Origin of the sequence: Streptomyces sp. CoH27, assembly GCF_020181035.1 — a bacterium.
Lineage (GTDB): Bacteria > Actinomycetota > Actinomycetes > Streptomycetales > Streptomycetaceae > Streptomyces > Streptomyces camelliae.
On sequence record NZ_JAIQYY010000009.1, the window covers coordinates 305339 to 321405 of the forward strand.

14 protein-coding genes and 2 pseudogenes are annotated in these 16067 nt (G+C 71.0%); 5 read left to right on the plus strand and 11 right to left on the minus strand.

The window, feature by feature from the left end:
* Window positions 1–178 precede the first annotated feature (178 nt).
* The 9 genes and pseudogenes from LE548_RS17150 to iolC form a co-directional block, all read right to left on the minus strand.
* A complete protein-coding gene (locus LE548_RS17150; protein WP_225097717.1) occupies window positions 179–1045 on the minus strand; it encodes a sugar phosphate isomerase/epimerase in 867 nt (288 codons plus the stop codon).
* A complete protein-coding gene (locus tag LE548_RS17155) occupies window positions 1042–2058 on the minus strand; it encodes a Gfo/Idh/MocA family oxidoreductase (protein ID WP_225097718.1) in 1017 nt (338 codons plus the stop codon). The genes LE548_RS17150 and LE548_RS17155 overlap by 4 nt, the downstream gene beginning before the upstream one ends.
* Window positions 2059–2078: 20 nt before the next feature.
* A complete protein-coding gene (locus tag LE548_RS17160; protein ID WP_225097719.1) occupies window positions 2079–3500 on the minus strand; it encodes a sugar porter family MFS transporter in 1422 nt (473 codons plus the stop codon).
* 9 nt (window positions 3501–3509) lie between these two features.
* Window positions 3510–4457, minus strand: a complete 948-nt coding sequence (locus LE548_RS17165; RefSeq protein WP_225097720.1) for a TIM barrel protein — start codon at window positions 4455–4457, stop codon at window positions 3510–3512.
* Between the two features lie 43 nt (window positions 4458–4500).
* Window positions 4501–5990: pseudogene (locus LE548_RS17170) on the minus strand (CoA-acylating methylmalonate-semialdehyde dehydrogenase).
* A 13-nt stretch (window positions 5991–6003) separates the two neighbouring features.
* Window positions 6004–7881, minus strand: a complete 1878-nt coding sequence (iolD, locus tag LE548_RS17175; protein ID WP_225097721.1) for a 3D-(3,5/4)-trihydroxycyclohexane-1,2-dione acylhydrolase (decyclizing) — start codon at window positions 7879–7881, stop codon at window positions 6004–6006.
* The gene (gene iolB / locus LE548_RS17180) at window positions 7878–8753 is read right to left on the minus strand and encodes a 5-deoxy-glucuronate isomerase (protein ID WP_225097722.1); all 876 of its coding nucleotides are present in this window, start codon (window positions 8751–8753) and stop codon (window positions 7878–7880) included. Before iolB ends, iolD begins: the two co-directional genes overlap by 4 nt.
* Window positions 8750–9622 (minus strand): aldolase, encoded by an 873-nt coding sequence (locus LE548_RS17185; RefSeq protein ID WP_225097723.1) that lies wholly within the window; start codon window positions 9620–9622, stop codon window positions 8750–8752. The genes iolB and LE548_RS17185 overlap by 4 nt, the downstream gene beginning before the upstream one ends.
* Before the next feature lie 4 nt (window positions 9623–9626).
* The gene (gene iolC, locus LE548_RS17190; protein WP_225097724.1) at window positions 9627–10622 is read right to left on the minus strand and encodes a 5-dehydro-2-deoxygluconokinase; all 996 of its coding nucleotides are present in this window, start codon (window positions 10620–10622) and stop codon (window positions 9627–9629) included.
* A gap of 237 nt (window positions 10623–10859) precedes the next feature.
* Between iolC and LE548_RS17195 the strand changes: the two genes are divergently transcribed.
* On the plus strand, window positions 10860–11852 hold the full coding sequence (locus LE548_RS17195; RefSeq protein ID WP_225097790.1) for a LacI family DNA-binding transcriptional regulator: 993 nt from the start codon (window positions 10860–10862) through the stop codon (window positions 11850–11852).
* A 114-nt stretch (window positions 11853–11966) separates the two neighbouring features.
* On the opposite strand, the pseudogene LE548_RS46510 reads toward LE548_RS17195, so the two are convergent.
* Together LE548_RS46510 and LE548_RS17205 are read right to left on the minus strand one after the other, a co-directional pair.
* Window positions 11967–12257: pseudogene (locus LE548_RS46510) on the minus strand (amidohydrolase family protein); the annotation flags it as partial.
* Entirely contained in the window at window positions 12146–12529 is a 384-nt protein-coding gene (locus LE548_RS17205) for a hypothetical protein (protein ID WP_225097725.1), read from the minus strand. The gene LE548_RS17205 and the pseudogene LE548_RS46510, both read right to left, overlap by 112 nt.
* Before the next feature lie 107 nt (window positions 12530–12636).
* Here LE548_RS17205 and LE548_RS17210 point away from each other — a divergent pair, with 107 nt between their 5' ends.
* From LE548_RS17210 to katG, 4 genes are all read left to right on the plus strand, one after another.
* Window positions 12637–12876, plus strand: a complete 240-nt coding sequence (locus tag LE548_RS17210) for a hypothetical protein (protein ID WP_225097726.1) — start codon at window positions 12637–12639, stop codon at window positions 12874–12876.
* A gap of 286 nt (window positions 12877–13162) precedes the next feature.
* Window positions 13163–13333 (plus strand): hypothetical protein, encoded by a 171-nt coding sequence (locus LE548_RS17215; RefSeq protein ID WP_225097727.1) that lies wholly within the window; start codon window positions 13163–13165, stop codon window positions 13331–13333.
* 16 nt (window positions 13334–13349) lie between these two features.
* Window positions 13350–13787 (plus strand): Fur family transcriptional regulator, encoded by a 438-nt coding sequence (locus tag LE548_RS17220; protein WP_225097728.1) that lies wholly within the window; start codon window positions 13350–13352, stop codon window positions 13785–13787.
* 33 nt (window positions 13788–13820) lie between these two features.
* Entirely contained in the window at window positions 13821–16031 is a 2211-nt protein-coding gene (katG, locus tag LE548_RS17225; protein ID WP_225097729.1) for a catalase/peroxidase HPI, read from the plus strand.
* Window positions 16032–16067: the final 36 nt, after the last annotated feature.

The following is a 16067-nucleotide window of genomic DNA, read 5'->3' on the forward strand; positions in this document are numbered from 1 at the left end:
GATCATGGCCCTACATGGCAAACATCACACTAGTGCCGAACGACGCACCCCTCCGGATGCCACGGACAGCCGGACCAGTACACCCGTACGAGTGATGGCGCCCTGGCTGCGCCGTGGACAGCGAAACGCCCGGCGGCCCGCTTCGGTGCGCGGGCCGCCGGGCAGGGCACGGGAGCGGCTAGGCGGACAGCTCCTTCGTGATCCGCTCCAGCATGAACGCCGAGGACTCGCGGGCCCGCTCCTCCCAGGCGAAGACGCACGCCGTGGCCACGCCGTCGAAATTCAGCTCCCGTAGGGTACCGAAGAAGGCCTCCCAGTCGACCTCGCCCTGGCCGATGTCCAGGTGCTGGTGGATGCGGGCCTGGGTGCCGGGCGGGTTGAGGATGTAGCGCAGCCCGCTGGAACCCTTGTGGTTGAAGGAGTCCGCGATGTGGACGTGCTTCAGCTTGTCGCCGGCGTAGCGCATCATCCCCGCGATGTCCGCCGCCGGGCCGGCCCCGGACAGATGGAAGGAGTGCGGGGCGCAGTACAGGTAGTTCACCCACGGCTTGTTGATCGCGCGGACCAGGTCGACCGCGGGGGTGTTCTCCTCGCAGAAGTCGTCCGGGTGCGCCTCCAGGTTCAGCGCGATGCCCTCCCGCTCGAACAGGGGCACCAGTTCCTCCAGCGAGCGCCAGAACGCGGCCTCGCTCTCCGCGGCCCGCTCGGGACGGCCGTTGAACTCCGAGTTCATCAGCGGGCATTCGAGCTCCGCGGTGATCTCGATCATTCGCTTCCAGTAGCGGACGGCCGCCTGCCGCTCGGCCTCGTCCGGGGACGACCACGTGTACAGCGGCAGCACCGAGGACAGCTTCACCCCGTGCCGGCGCAGGGAGTTCTTCAGCCCGGCCACGCGCTCGTCGTCCGCCCGCGGGTGCAGGAAGAACGGCATGAAGTCGTCGCGGGGGGACAACTCGACGTACTCGTAGCCGAGTTCGGCCACCGTACGCACCATGTCGTCGATCGGCAGGGCGCGGAACATGTACGGGTCGATGGCGATCTTCACGCGGCACCTCCGTAGAAGGCGGGGCGGGGCTTGAGGTCGGTGGCGACGACGCGCCCGGACTCCAGGGCGTCGACCGTCGCGGCCGTGATCACGGTGGCGGCGTAGCCGTCCCAGGCCGATGGACCGGTGGGCTCGTCGCCGGCCGCCAGGCCCGCGATCCACTCGCGGAACTCGGTGTCGAAGGCGTCCCGGAAGCGCCCCACCCAGTCCGTGAGCACCTCGGTGCTGTGCGATCCGGCGGTACGTACCCCGACCGCGGCCGGGTCCGGCAGCCGCACCAGGCCCTCCTCGCCGACGGCCTCGCACTGGATGTCGTAGCCGTACTGGCAGTTGACGAAGACCTCAAGGTCGACACGGACGCCCTTGGCGGTCTCGAACAGCATGATCTGCGGGTCCTTGAGGTGCGAGAACCGCTTGCCCGTGGCGCGCGGTGTGATCACCTGGGTGGAGACGATCTCGTCGTCCAGCAGCCAGCGCAGGACGTCCACCTCGTGCACCGCCGTGTCCAGCGCGGCCATCGCCGAGGTGTAGGACTCGGGGACGGTCGGGTTGCGGTGGGCGCAGTGCACGATCAGCGGCGCACCGATCCGGCCCGAGTCGATGACCTGCTTCAGCTGCCGGTAGCCGGCGTCGTAGCGGCGCATGAAACCGACCTGGACCAGGCGCCGGCCGTGGGCCTGCTCCGCCTCGATGATCCTCAGACAGTCCTCGGCGGTGGTGGCGAGCGGCTTCTCGCAGAACACCGGCTTCCCGGCGGCGATCGCGTTCAGGACGTGCTCGGCGTGCGTCGGACCCCAGGAGGTCACGAGGACCGCGTCGACATCGTCGGCCGCGACCACTGCCGCGCCGTCGGGCAGCACCCGGGCACCGACCGGGGCCGCCGCGTCGGCGGCACGGCCGGCGTCGATGTCGGTCACCGCGGTCACCCGCGCCCCGGTCACGGTGTCGGTGAGGCGCCGGATGTGCTCCTTGCCGATCCAGCCGGCGCCGATGACTCCTACACGTACGGTCATGGTCAGTCCTTCACTGAGGTTCAGGAGAAGCGCGCCCGGAGCTCGGCTTCCAGGGTTTCGAGGGTGCGGCCCTTGGTCTCGGGCACGTAGAGCTTGACGAAGGTGAGCGAGAAGACGCCCGCCACGACGAACAGGAAGAAGGTGTTGGAGATCCCGATACCGGAGACCAGCGACGGGAAGACCAGTCCGATCACGAAGTCGGTCAGCCACAGCACCACGGCAGCGACGCCCATGCCGAAACCGCGCATCCGCATCGGGAAGATCTCCGACAGCATCAGCCAGGTCACCGGCGAGATCGCACCCTGCTGGAAGGCCAGGAAGGTGACGGTCATGGCGAGCACCGCGTACGCGCGGCCGTCACCGGACGGCAGCACCAGCGAGAACACGCCGATCAGCAACAGCGCGGCCGTCGTACCGAGCTGACCGGTCATCAGCATCGGACGCCGGTTGACGCGGCCCAGCAGCCAGATGCCGACGAAGGTCGCCAGCACCGAGATCACACCGTTGGCGATGTTCGCGGTGAGCGCGCTGTCGGCGGCGAAGCCGGCGTCGGTCAGGATCTGGGTGCCGTAGTACATGATCGTGTTGACACCGGTGATCTGCTGCACGATCGCGATGCCGAAGCCGATGAACATCAGCTTGCGCACCCACGGCGTGGACTTCATGTCCTGCCAGCCGCCGAGCTTCTCCTGCTCCTCCTTCACGGCGAGCGCGGACACCTCGGCGAGCTCGGCCTCGGCCCGCTGCGCGGACCGCACCTGCTTGAGGACCTCCAGGGCCTCGTTGAACCGGGTCCCGGACGCCAGCCAGCGCGGACTCTCCGGCATCACCAGCATGCCGAACCAGAGCACGACCGCCGGGATGGTGGCGACGACCAGCATCCAGCGCCAGACGCCACCCGACTCGCTCCCGGCGTTCGCGATGATCGCGTTGGACGTGAATGCCAGCAACTGCCCGCTGACGATCATCAGTTCATTACGGGTCACCAGCGCGCCGCGCCGCTCGGCCGGGGAGATCTCCGCGAGGTACACCGGCACGGTCACCGACGCACCGCCGACCGCGAGACCCAGCACGAAGCGGGCCACGATCATGACCGCGGTGGCCGGGGCGAGCGTGGCGCCGAGCGCGCCGACGAAGAACAGCACCGCGAGGGCGAGGATCGTACGGCGCCTGCCGCGCGCGTCCGACATCCGGCCGCCGGCGACCGCGCCGAGTGCCGCGCCCAGCAGCAGCGAGCTGGTGACCATGCCCTCGGTGACCGCGGTCAGTCCGAGATCCTTGCTCATAGAGGGCAGGGCACCGTTGATGACACCGGTGTCGTAGCCGAACAGCAGCCCGCCGAAGGTGGCGATGACCGTGATCAGCCGCAGCCGCCGGGCGACGGCGGGCGGGGCGTCGGCCACGGGAGCGGGGGCCTGAATCGCGTCGTCCCTGACGTCCATGGCCGCCTCCTACTTGCTGGTCGGGCGTCGGGTTCCGGTCAGGCCGCAGCCGGCCAGGTGCTCACGGGTGCTGACGGCGATGGGCAGCGGCACCTCGGGAGCACACGGGTACAGGTCCTGCTCGACGATCACGAACAACTCGGCATCCAGCTTGGCGAGTTCGGCCACGACATCGGCCGGGTTCGGCACGCCCGCCGGCGGCGACACGCACACACCCCGCTTCACGGCCTCGCCGAACCCCAGGTTCTCGGCCACGACCTGCGCGAGCACCTCCGGGTCCATCTGCTTGATGTGGACGTACCCGACCCGCTCGCCGAACCGGCGGATCAGATCGACGTTGTCACCGCCGCCGTAGGCGATGTGCCCGGTGTCCAGGCACAGGTTCGTGTACCGGCTGTCGGACTCGTTCAGCAGCCGCTCGATCTCCGGCTGGGTCTGGATGTGGCTGTCGGCGTGCGGATGGATGACGAGCCGCACGTCGTACTCGTCCAGCAGCAGCTTGCCCAGCCGGTCCGCGGCCTTGCCGAACCCGGCCCACTGCTCGGCGGTCAGCTCGGGCGACTCGGTGAACGCGCCGGTCTTCTCGTCCCGGTACATCGGCGGGACGAGGACCAGGTGGTGGGCGCCCGCGGCCGCCGTCAGCATCGCGACCTCACGGACATGTGCGAGCATCTCGTCCCACGCCTCCGGCCGGTGCAGCGCGCCGAACGCGGTGCCGCCGGAGACCTGCAGCCCCCGAGCCGCCAGCTCCTCCTTGAGGCGCTGCGGGTCGGTGGGGAGGTAGCCGTACGGGCCGAGTTCGAGCCACTGGTAGCCGGCCGTGGCCAGCTCGTCCAGGAACCGGGTGTAGGACACCTGGTGCTCGTCCTTGGGGAACCAGATGCCCCAGGAGTCGGGAGCGGAGCCCAGGCAGAGGTTGCCCGCGACGGTGCGGAGCGGGGATGGCGCCGTTGCCATGGCGTGTCCTTAGGGGAGGAGGAGAGGGCAGGGGGGAGGAAACTCAGCTGGAGGTGGGGAAGTCGAAGCCTGCGGTGGTGTGCTGTTCGGTCCGGGGCCAGCGGGTGGTGACGACCTTGGGGCGGGTGTGGAAGCGGATGCCTTCGGGGCTGTGGACGGGGGAGTCGCCGATGAGGGAGTCCTTCCAGCCGCCGAAGGAGTAGTAGGACATCGGGACCGGGACGGGGACGTTGATGCCGATCATGCCGACCTTGACGCCTCGCTGGAATCGGCGGGCGGCTTCGCCGGAGGCGGTGAACAGGGCGGTGCCGTTGCCGTAGGGGTTGGCGTTGATGACGTCGATGGCCTCGTCGAGGGTGTCGACGCGGACGATGGCGAGGACCGGGCCGAACAGTTCCCCCTGGTAGGCCTGCATCTCGGTGGTGACGTGGTCGAGGAGGGAGGGGCCGGTGAAGAAGCCGTTCTCGTGGCCGTCGATCTTCAGTCCGCGTCCGTCGACGACGAGCGTGGCGCCCTGCGTGTGGGCGACACCGACGGCGTTCTCGACGCGTTCCCGGGCGGCCTTGCTGACCAGGGGCCCATTTCGGTGCCGGGGGCGTCGCCGGGGCCGACCTTGACCTCGCGGGCCTTGCGCTCCAGCACCGCTACCAGAGCGTCGGCGGCCGTACCGACGGCGACGGCGACGGAGAGGGCCATGCAGCGTTCGCCTGCGGAGCCGTAGGCGCCGGCGGTGATGTGGTCGGCGGCGAATTCGAGGTCGGCGTCGGGGAGGACGACGGCGTGGTTCTTGGCGCCGCCGAGGGCCTGGACCCGCTTGCCGTGGGCGGTGGCCTGCTCGTGGACGTACTTCGCGATCGGGGTGGAGCCGACGAAGGGGACGGCCTGGATGCCGGGGTGGCCGAGGATCGCGTCGACCGCGTCCTTGCCGCCGTGGACGACGTTGAACACGCCGTCGGGCAGGCCGGCCTTCTGGTAGAGCTCGGCGACGAAGTTCGCGGCGGAGGGGTCGCGTTCACTGGGCTTGAGGATGAAGGTGTTGCCGGTGGCGATGGCGATGGGGTGCATCCACAGGGGCACCATGGCGGGGAAGTTGAAGGGGGTGATGCCGGCGACGACGCCGAGGGGCCGGCGGAAGTTGTGGACGTCGATGCCGCGGGAGACCTGGTCGGAGAAGCTGCCCTTGAGGACGTCACCGAGGCCGCAGGCGAACTCCACGACCTCCCGGCCGCGGACGATCTCACCGCGGGCGTCGTCGACGGTCTTGCCGTGCTCGGCGGAGATGATCCGGCCCAGCTCCTCCTCGTGCTCCACGAGCAACTGCCGGAAGGCGAACAGGATCTGGGTGCGCTGGGTGAGGGAGGACTCCGACCAGGTCTCGAAGGCCTTGGCGGCTGCCGCGACGGCGGTGTCGATCTCGGCGGTGTCGCCGAGGACGACCTTGGCCTGTTCGGCGCCGGTGGCCGGGTTGAACACGGCCTGGGTGTCGGTGCCGGAGACCGGCGAGCCGTCGATCCAGTGCGGGATGGTCTTCACGGGAGAGGTGTCCTTACAGGTAGTGCCGCTGGGCGAGCTTGCGGTCGGCGTACGTCTCGTACGCCTCTCGGGTGGAGTCGAGGGTGGAGGCCTGGCTGACGGGGACGTCCCACCAGCCGTGCGCGGGCGGGTTGGGGCCGTACAGGTCGGTCTCGACATGGACGACGGTCGTACGATCGGCGGCCTTCGCCTTCTCCATCGCGGAGCGGAACTCCGCGACGGTGGTGGCATGGAGCACGTCCGCGCCGAGGGAGGAGGCGTTCGCGGCGAGGTCGACGGGCAGGACGTCGCCGTCGAGGAGGCCCGAACGGCCGTTGCGGAAGCGGTACTTGGTGCCGAACAGCTGCGAGCCGAGGGACTCCGACAGGGCGCCAATGGAGGCGAAGCCGTGGTTCTGCACGAGGACGATGACGACCTTCAGGCCCTCGGAGACCATGGTGACGATCTCCTGCGCCATCATCAGATACGAGCCGTCACCGACCAGGACGACGACCTCACGCGTCGGGTCGGCCATCTTGGCGCCGACGCCGGCGGCGACCTCGTAGCCCATGCAGGAGTAGGCGTACTCGACGTGGTAGGCCTTCGGGTCCCGGGCCCGCCACAGCTGCTGGAGGTCACCGGGCATCGAGCCGGCCGCGTTGATGACCACGGCCCGGTCGTCCAGGACGTCGTTCAGCGCACCGAGGATCTCCGTCTGGGCCGGCCGCGGACCGTGCCCGACGGTGAAGCACTGCTCCTCGATCTCCCGTGTGCGGGCGATGAGTTGCCGCGTCCGGTCGCGGTACTCCTGGTCCACCTCCCAGTCGGCCAGGGCTCCGGCCAGGGCCTGGATGCCGAGGCGGGCGTCGGCGATGAGCGGTTCGGCGGAGTGCTTGACGGCGTCCAGGCGGGCGACGTTGAGGTTGACGAAGGTGACGTCCGGGTTGCCGAAGACGGTGTGGCTGGCGGTGGTGAAGTCGGAGTACCGGGTGCCGATGCCGAGCACCACGTCCGCTTCGCGGGCGAGTTCGTCGGCGGCGTGGGCGCCGGTGGAGCCGATGCCGCCGACGGCGCAGGGGTGGTCCCAGGGGACGGCGCCCTTGCCGGCGTGGGTGTCGGCGACCGGGATGCCGGTGGCCTCGGCGAAGGCGCGGAGCTCGGTCTCGGCACCGGAGTAGACGGTGCCGCCACCGGCCACGATCAGCGGCCTCTTCGCGCCGCGCAGCAGGCGGGCGGCGCGTTCGACGGCGCTGGGTTCCGGCACCGGGCGGCCGATGTGCCAGACCCGGCGCCGGAAGAAGCCGGCCGGCCAGTCGTACGCCTCGGCCTGCACGTCCTGGGGGAGTGCGAGCGTGACGGCACCGGTCTCGACCGGGTCGGTGAGCACCCGCATCGCCGCCAGTGCGGCCGGGATCAGCTGCTCGGGTCGCGAGATGCGGTCGAAGTACTTGGACACGGCGCGGAAGGCGTCATTGACCGTGACGTCCCCGCCGCGGCTGTCCTCCAGCTGCTGGAGGACCGGCTCGGCGACACGCGTCGCGAACATGTCGCTGGGGAGCAGCAGGACCGGGATGCGGTTGGTGGTGGCCAGGGCCGCACCGGTGATCATGTTGGTGGAACCGGGGCCGGTCGAGGCGGTGCAGGCGAAGGTGGCCAGGCGGTCACGCATCTTCGCGTACGCCACGGAGGCGTGGACCATGCCCTGTTCGTTGCGGGCGAGGTAGTACGGCAGGTCGGCCTCGCCCGTGGTCGCGGCCTGGAGGAGGGCCTGGCCGAGGCCGGCGACGTTGCCGTGGCCGAAGATGCCCCACACGCCGGGGATCAGGCGCTGTTCCTGACCGTCGCGTTCGCTGTACTGGCCGGCCAGGAAGCGGACCAGGGCCTGGGCGGTGGTGAGTCGTACGGTGTTCATCGGTTCGCTCCGAAGGGCAGCCGGTCGTCCACGTCCTGGGTGTCCCAGGTGGAGCGGACCCAGCCGTGGGCGGGGTCGTCGCAGATCAGCCAGGCACGGTCCTGGCCGGGGCCTGCCATGACGTTGAGGTAGTACAGGTCGTAGCCGGGCGCGGCGATGGACGGACCGTGCCAGCCGTGCGGGATCAGCACCGTGTCGCCGGAGCGGACCTCGGCCAGGACGTCGATCGGCCGCTCGGCGGTGCCGTACACGCGCTGGTAGCCGAAGCCGTTCTCGCCGCCGGAGACCTCGAACCAGTAGATCTCCTCCAGCTCCGACTCCTGGCCGGGGCGGGCCTCGTCGTGCTTGTGCGGCGGGTACGACGACCAGTTCCCGCCCGGCGTGAGGACCTCGCACACCAGCAACTGCTCGGCGTCGAAGGTGCCGGGCAGGCAGTAGTTGTTGACCTGGCGGGAACACGCGCCCGCGCCCCGCAGTTCCACCGGCACGTCCTCCTTGCGTCCGTACCGAGCGGGGAGGCCACCTCGCTCGGTACGGGCGGAGGGCAGCGCGAACCTCCCGCCGGAGGCGCTGCTGATCACGGCCTGCGACGCGCGTGGAACGTACGCGAAGTCGGTGGCCGAGCTGAACGCGCCGGTCCGGCCGGTGAGTTCGAAGACCTGCCCGTCGACGGCGACGGTGCAGCCGCCGGTCAGGGGCAGCACGAGGAACTCGGAGTCCCCGGTGGACAGGGTGTGCACCGTGCCCGGCTCCAGGGTCAGGATCCTGAGGCCGGAGTACCCCCAGCCCGCCGACTCGGGCGTGACGACGAGGTCGTACGGACCCTCGCCCGACGTCCCGCCCGGGATGACGTATGCGCTGTCGGTGGTCACAGCAGGCTCACCGCCTTGTCGACGGCTCCGGCGACGTCGCCGCCGGCCGGGTAGAGCAGCGAGCGGCCCACGACCAGGCCCTGCGAGGTGGGCAGTTTCAGCGCCTTGCCCCAGGAGGCGAAGGCCGCCTCGGGGTCGGTGACCTCCCCGCCCAGCAACAGCGCCGGCAGCGTGGAGGCGGCCAGCACGCGCTCCATGCCGGGGACGACCGGCAGCTTCAGCCAGGTGTAGGCGGTACGGCGGCCGAGCCCCGAGGCGATCGTGAGGGACTTGATCACGGCCTCGGTGGAGAGGTCGTTGCGGATCTTTCCGGCCTGCCATTCCGAGACGAACGGCTCGACCATCGCGATGAGCCGGCGGTCATTCAGTTCGTTGACCGCGCGGGCGGTGTTCTCCAGCACCGACGGGGTCGCCGGGTCGCCCAGCGCGATGCGGGTGAGGGTCTTGCCGCCGTCGAAACCCATCGCGGCGATGGTCTCGGCGTCGTAGCCGGTGAACCGGTCGTCGATCTCGAAGACCGAGCCCGCCAGGCCGCCCCGGTTCATGGAACCGAAGACACTCTTGCCGTCCAGGACCCCGAGCAGGAGCAGATCCTCCAGGATGTCGGCGGTGCCCAGGACGCCGGTCACACCCGGCCGTTCCAGGGCGATGCACAGCCGGTCGAGGAGTTCGGCGCGGTCGGCCATGGCCGTCGGATCGCCGCCGACGGCGTTGGCGCCCCGGGCTGGGTGGTCAGCGGCGATGATCATCGTCTTGCCGTGCTCGCCGAGCGGCGAGGTCGCCTTCACCCGGCGGGCGGCGGCCGCCGCGATGGCGCCGGCGTCCTTGACGCGGGCCTGCACGATCCGGCTCACCTTGTCGGACAGCACGTCGTCACGCCTTTCGCTCGGTGGTGGTGGCGAGGGCGGCCTCGCGGAACCTGGAATCGACCTCGGACTCGGTCGGCATCGCCTCGGAGCAGGCCAGCCGGCCCGCGACGATGGCGCCGGCCGCGTTGGCGAAGGCGATCGTGCGCTCGGTGTCCCAGCCGGACAGCAGCCCGTGGCACAACGCGCCGCCGAAGGCGTCACCGGCGCCGAGCCCGTTGACGACGTTCACGGGAACCGGCGGCACCTCGACGGCCGTACCACTGCGGTCCATGGCGAGCACGCCCTTCGGGCCCTGCTTGACGACGGCCAGCTCCACCCCCGCCGCGAGCAGCGCCTCGGCGGCGGCGTAGGGCTCGCGCTCGCCGGTGGCGACCTCGCACTCGTCGAGATTGCCGACCGCGACCGTGGTGTTCCGCAGGGCCTCGGCGTAGTACGTGCGCGCCTCGGCCGGTCCCAGGCGGTAGCCGCTGACCTCCGAGGGCCAGAACATCGGCCGCCAGTCCAGGTCGAAGACGGTGATCCCGGCCTTGGCCCGGTGCGCCAGCGCGGCCAGCGTCGCCGAGCGGCTCGGTTCCTCGCTCAGCCCGGTCCCGGTCATCCAGAACACGGCCGCCTCACGCACCGCGTCCGGGTCCAGCTCCGCCGGGCGGATGTCCAGGTCGGGGGCCTTGGGCAGGCGGTAGAAGTAGAGGGGGAAGTCGTCCGGCGGGAAGATCTCGCAGAACGTCACCGGCGTCGGCGCGATGTCCGAGACGCCGACGTAACGTCTGTCCACGCCGTAGCCGTCCAGGGCGGTGCGGACGAAGTCGCCGAAGGGGTCCCGGCCGGTCTTGGTGATCACGGCCGCGGAATGCCCGTAGCGGGCGGCGGCCACGGCCACGTTCGTGGGGGAGCCGCCGAGGTACTTGCCGAACGATGTGACCTCCGCCAGCCCGACGCCGGTCTGGAGCGGATACACATCCACTCCCGCACGGCCGATGGTCAGCACTTCGAACGGCATCACGCTGGTTTCCCTTCGCTCCGGCTGCTTGAGTCCGGGGTGGCAACAGAACGGTCCAGAGAGGCCCGGTCAGAGAGCCTGTCGCGCTCTACTAGCGCGCTCTAGTGCGAGTACGATGACCCTGTCCAAATGTCATGTCAATAGCTTGTTGCCGGGAGATTTCCCGGAGCCCGGCTAGGGTGGGCGCGTCAGAGGGTGGGTGGGCAGGTGGATGTAAACGGCAAGCAGCGGCCGACGATGGCGGACGTCGCCGAGAAGGCGGGGGTCTCCCGCGCGCTGGTGTCGATCGTGTTCCGCAACCAGCCCGGGGCCAGTGAGGAGACCCGGGAGCGCGTGCTGCGGGTCGCCGACGAGCTCGGCTACCGGCCCGACAGCGCCGCCCGGCTCCTCGCGCGCGGGCGCAGCCGTACCATCGGCGTGCTGTTCACCGCGCACCAGATCTTCCAGTCGGACCTGATCGAGGGCATCTATCCCGAGGCCGAACGCCTCGGCTACGACGTGCTGCTGTCGGCCGTCGCCCAGGGCCGCAGCGAGGCCAAGGCGGTCGAGGCGCTGCTGAGCCATCGCAGCGAGGCACTGATCCTGCTGGGCCCCGGGTCCGACCCCGCCTACCTGGACGAGCTGGCCGAGTGCGCGGCCGTCGTCTCCGTCGGCCGCCGGGTGCCCCGGTCGCGGGTCGACTCCGTGCACACGGCCGAGGGCAAGGGCGTACGGCAGGCCATGGAGCATCTGCTGGAGCTCGGGCACCGCCGGATCGTCCACATCGATGGCGGACGCGGACCCGGCTCGGCCGAGCGGCGCCGGGCCTATCGGGCGGCGATGCGCCGGGCCGGTCTCCAGGCCGAGGGGCGTGTGATCCCCGGCGACCACACCGAGCGCTCCGGCATCGAGGCGGGCCGGCTCCTGCTCGCCGAACGGGACGCCGGCGCGCCGCTGCCCACGGCCGTGCTCGCCGGAAACGACCGCAGCGCCATGGGGTTGTTGATGGCCCTGACCCGGGCCGGTGTCGAGGTGCCCCGGGATCTCTCCGTCGTCGGCTACGACGACAACCACCTCTCGCATCTGATGCCGATCGGCCTGACGACCGTACGCCAGGACGCCGCCCTGATGGCCGAACACGCGGTCCGCTTCGCCGTACAGCGCCTGGAGAACCCCGAACTGGAGCCCAGAGAGGCGGAGTTGGACCCGAAGCTGGTGGTGCGGGGGACCAGCGGGCCGCCACCTGCCTGAGTCTGCGGGGAAGTTGCTTGTGGCGCGTGGCGCTTGCGGCGCGCCGGTGGGTGTGACCAGGCGGCCGTCGGCGAAGGTGTGCGTGGGGGCGAGGCCGCGCAGGGTGTCGCCGGAGCAGTGGGCCGGGTCCCGGTCCCAGACGGTGAGGTCGGCGTCGCGGCCCGCGGTGAGGGTGCCGCGCGGGTGCTCCTCGCCGAGCAGACGGGCGGCGCGGGCGGTGTGCGGGGCGAGCGCCTCGTCGTAGGTGATGGTGTGCTCGGGGCCCTTTGCACCGGTGCCCGTCTGCCGGGTGGTCACCCCCGCACCGAGCGCATGGCGCCGAACCGGCCGACAGGGGAGGCCGGATCCGGCACTGGCCTCCGCGCCCAGGTCGAGCCGGCGGCGGGCGGGGAAGAGACGCGCCACGCGCTCCGGGCCCCGAAGCGCTCCTGTACCTCGGCGGTGCCGTGCAGCGGCGGCTGCTGCATGGAGACCGGGATGCCCAGGGCCACGGCACAGGCGCGCCGCCCGGGGCCGGCCGGGCCGCCGCGCTCCATCACCAGGGTGCCGGCGGGCAGGCCGGGATCGCGGGTGAGGACGCGCTCGTACACGTCCGGCAGGACGCGGACCGCGCGATCACCGTAGGCGTGCGTCGCGCCGGCGGGTGAGCCGGTGCGGCTGCGTCCCGTCCAGCTCATGGTGCGCCCGCCGCAGGCTCCTCGCCGCGCGCGAGCAGCGGCTCCACCTCCTCCGGTCGGCATCGCAACTCCTGGAATTCTTCGGTGAGTTGGAGCTGTACGCGGCGATGTCCTCCGAGCTCGTGACCCCCGGCACCCCGCACCGCCCGGGCGAGCCGCGGCGCGATCTCGGCATGGCGAGCCACGCTGTCACCAAGACCGTCCAGGACCACCCGGACGAACCCGCCTCCGGTCGGCGGGAGCCGAAGGAGGCCTTCCACGCTCCGGCCCGCGGTACGAGTACGCCGGGGCAGGCCGCCGGGGCGGAGCCTGACCCGCCCGGCGTCGGCCGGCTTGAGAGTGAGTGAGCGGTCCGGCCCACCGGCGGTGCACGGGCACCGGCCCTTGCGTGCAACGCGACGGGGCGTGGTGCCTCGCGCGTGACGTCAGCGGCTGCGGACAGCGCACGGCCGGGCAGCGCCCGCGGTCGCGCCTCGCCCCGGCTCACCCCTTCGGGCGATCTTCCGGCTTGCCGCGCGGCCCTGGGTGAGCCGGGGCCGGATGATGCGGGCAGGCTCCGGCCGGGTCGTCGGGCCGCCCGTTCAGGCCGTGCCGCCGTGCCCGCCGCGGTGGGTGGGTCGTGCGACGGCTGTTGTGAAGATCGACGCGCGCGGAGGCGTGAAGATCAGCGCGAAGGCAAAGGTGAAGGCAAACGACCGGGCCGGAGCCGGGGCGGGCGCGGCGGATGGCGGCCAGGTGGACGGCGGGCTGCGGGACGCGGCCAAAATTGCACCCCTCGTTTTGTTGAACCTCTCGTGTTTTTGAGGGTAGGTTCGGCCTCATGACCGCCTCCCCGACCCCGACCACCGCCGAGGAGCTCCGCGGTGCCGGCCTGCGCGTGACAGCAGCCCGCGTCGCGCTGCTGGAGACCGTCCGGGACGGCGACCACCTCGGCGTCGAGGCGATCGCCTCCGGGGTCCGCGCCCGCGTAGGCCACATTTCCCTGCAAGCCGTCTACGAGGCCCTTCACGCTCTCACCGCGGCGGGTCTGGTCCGCCGTATCGAGCCGGCCGGACACCCGGCCCGGTTCGAGGGGCGGGTGGGCGACAACCATCACCACATCGTGTGCCGGTCGTGCGGTGCCGTCGTCGACGTCGACTGCGCCGTCGGCGACGCACCCTGTCTGACCGCCTCCGACGACCGTGGCTTCTCCATCGACGAGGCCGAGGTCGTCTACTGGGGCATGTGCCCCGATTGTTCCCCCGGCCGCAGTTCCTGAGCACCGAGTTCCGCACAGTTCGGAAGGATTGCCATGACTGAGAACAACGACGCGATCGTCGCAGACGCGAAGGCGGAAGGCGGCTGCCCCGTCGCCCATGGCCGCGCCGCGCACCCGACCCAGGGCGGTGGCAACCGCCAGTGGTGGCCGGAGCGGCTCAACCTGAAGATCCTTGCCAAGAACCCGGCCGTGGCCAACCCGCTCGGCGAGGACTTCGACTACCGCGACGCCTTCAACGCCCTGGACCTCGCCGCGGTGAAGCGTGACATCGCCGAGGTGCTCACCACCTCGCAGGACTGGTGGCCCGCCGACTTCGGCAACTACGGCCCGCTCATGATCCGTATGGCCTGGCACGCCGCCGGTACGTACCGCATCAGCGACGGCCGTGGCGGCGCCGGCGGCGGCCAGCAGCGCTTCGCCCCGCTCAACAGCTGGCCGGACAACGCGAGCCTGGACAAGGCCCGCCGGCTGCTGTGGCCGGTGAAGAAGAAGTACGGCCAGTCCATCTCCTGGGCCGACCTGCTGGTCCTCACCGGCAACGTGGCGCTGGAGACGATGGGCTTCAAGACCTTCGGCTTCGGCGGCGGCCGCGTCGACGAGTGGGAGCCCGACGAGGACGTCTACTGGGGCCCCGAGACCGAGTGGCTCGGCGACGCCCGCTACACCGGTGACCGCGAGCTGGAGAACCCGCTCGCCGCGGTCCAGATGGGCCTCATCTACGTCAACCCCGAGGGCCCCAACGGCAACCCGGACCCGATCGCCGCGGCCCGCGACATCCGTGAGACCTTCCGCCGTATGGCGATGGACGACGAGGAGACCGTCGCCCTCATCGCCGGTGGCCACACCTTCGGCAAGACCCACGGCGCCGGCCCGGCGGACAACGTCGGTGCCGACCCCGAGGCCGCCCCGCTGGAGCAGATGGGCCTCGGCTGGAAGAGCACCTACGGCACCGGTGTCGGCAAGGACGCCATCACCTCCGGCCTGGAGGTCATCTGGACCGAGACCCCGACCCAGTGGGGCAACGGGTTCTTCAAGAACCTCTTCGAGTACGAGTACGAGCTCACCAAGAGCCCGGCCGGCGCCCACCAGTGGATCGCCAAGGACGCCCCGGAGACCGTCCCGGACGCGTTCGACCCGGAGAAGAAGCACCGCCCGACGATGCTCACCACCGACCTGTCGCTGCGCTTCGACCCGATCTACGGGCCGATCTCGCGCCGCTTCTACGAGAACCCGGAGGAGTTCGCGGACGCCTTCGCCCGCGCCTGGTTCAAGCTGACGCACCGCGACATGGGCCCGGTCGTCCGCTACCTCGGCGCGGAGGTCCCCTCCGAGGAGCTGCTGTGGCAGGACCCGCTGCCGCAGCGCACCGGCGAGCTGATCGACGCCGCGGACATCGCCTCCCTCAAGGAGGAGATCCTCGGCTCGGGCCTCACCGTCGCGCAGCTCGTCTCCACCGCCTGGGCCGCGGCCTCCTCCTACCGCAACAGCGACAAGCGCGGCGGCGCCAACGGCGGCCGTATCCGCCTGGAGCCGCAGCGGAACTGGGAGGTCAACAACCCGGACGAGCTCGCCCAGGTGCTGCGCACCCTGGAGGGCGTCCAGGAGTCCTTCAACGCCAAGGGCGGCAAGCAGGTCTCGCTGGCCGACCTGATCGTGCTCGCGGGCTCCGCGGCCGTCGAGAAGGCGGCGAAGGACGGCGGCTTCGCGGTCGAGGTGCCGTTCACGGCGGGCCGTGTCGACGCCTCGCAGGAGCAGACGGACGTCGAGTCGTTCGCCGCGCTGGAGCCGGCCGCCGACGGCTTCCGCAACTACGTCGGCAAGGGCAACCGCCTGCCGGCCGAGTACCTGCTGCTCGACAAGGCGAACCTGCTCAACCTGAGCGCGCCCGAGATGACGGTCCTCGTCGGTGGTCTGCGCGTCCTCGGTGCCAACCACAACGGTTCCAAGCACGGTGTCTTCACCGATAGGCCGGGCACGCTGACGAACGACTTCTTCGTCAACCTGCTCGACCTGGACACCGAGTGGAAGTCGACCTCCGCCGCGCAGGACGAGTTCGAGGGCCGCGACGCCTCCGGCGCCGTGAAGTGGACCGGCACCCGTGCCGACCTGGTCTTCGGCTCGAACTCCGAGCTGCGTGCCGTCGCCGAGGTCTACGCGAGCGACGACGCGAAGGAGAAGTTCGTCAAGGACTTCGCCGCCGCGTGGGTCAAGGTCATGAACGCGGACCGGTGGGACCTCCGCTGATCCGCCTCGTCTGAACCACTGACAGGGACGTGCGGG